The sequence below is a fragment of the Meridianimarinicoccus aquatilis genome, from assembly GCF_004358675.1.
Taxonomy (GTDB): Bacteria; Pseudomonadota; Alphaproteobacteria; order Rhodobacterales; family Rhodobacteraceae; genus Meridianimarinicoccus; species Meridianimarinicoccus aquatilis.
Window position 1 is genome coordinate 1 of sequence record NZ_SMZO01000126.1, and the last position, 878, is coordinate 878.

Below are 878 nucleotides of genomic sequence, written 5' to 3' on the forward strand. Positions count from 1 at the left end.
TTTTGAAGAACGTCTCGACGGCCGCATTGTCATAACAATTGCCTTTGCCGCTCATGGAGACTTTGAAGCCATGCTGGCGCAGGATCTTCTGGTAGTCATGCGAACAGTATTGGCTGCCCCTGTCGCTGTGGAAGATGCAGGCTTTGGGTGGCGCTCGGAAGGCGATGGCCATTTTCAGGGCCCGGATCGCCAGGTCACGCTTCATGCGATTGCTGACCGCCCAACCAATGACACGCCGGGAATGCAGATCGAGGATCACCGCCAGATACAGCCAGCCCTCACGGGTCCAGATGTAGCTGATGTCGCCAGCCCATTTCTGGTTCGGCTGATCTGCTTTGAAGTCGCGATCCAGCAGGTTCGGGGCGATGTTGAACGTATGATCGCTGTCTGTGGTCGCCTTGAACTTGCGCGTTCTTTCAACGGTAATTCCGTTTTCGCGCATCAGGCGCCCGACGCGCCGGTGCCCTACATCGACACCGACCTCCTTCAGTTCTTCGGTCATTCGGGGCCTGCCGTAGCTGCCCAGGCTCAAGCGCGACTGTTCCTTGATGTGCGCCAGAACGATCATATCCATGCGCTGCCTGCGGCTGGCCGGACGGCTGCGGAACGCCCGCAACCCGCGCGGGCTGACGTTCATGACCTGACAAAGTCGGCCGATCGGGAAGGCCCCGCGCTGTTCTTCAACGAACCGAAACCTCATGGCTTTTGGCTCGCGAAGAACTGGGTGGCTTTTTTTAATATATCCCTCTCCTCCTTGAGGATACGGTTCTCGCGACGAAGTCGTTCGTTCTCGCGCGCAAGCTCGCGATCCTCGGGCGATACCACATCCATGTCGCGGTGCGCGTTCACCCACTTGTTCAGCGTCGAAAGCCCAACGC

The 878-nt window shown here is 58.7% G+C and carries 1 pseudogene; it reads right to left on the minus strand.

Annotated elements, in window-relative coordinates:
- Positions 1 to 878: pseudogene (locus tag E2L05_RS20575) on the minus strand (IS3 family transposase); the annotation flags it as partial.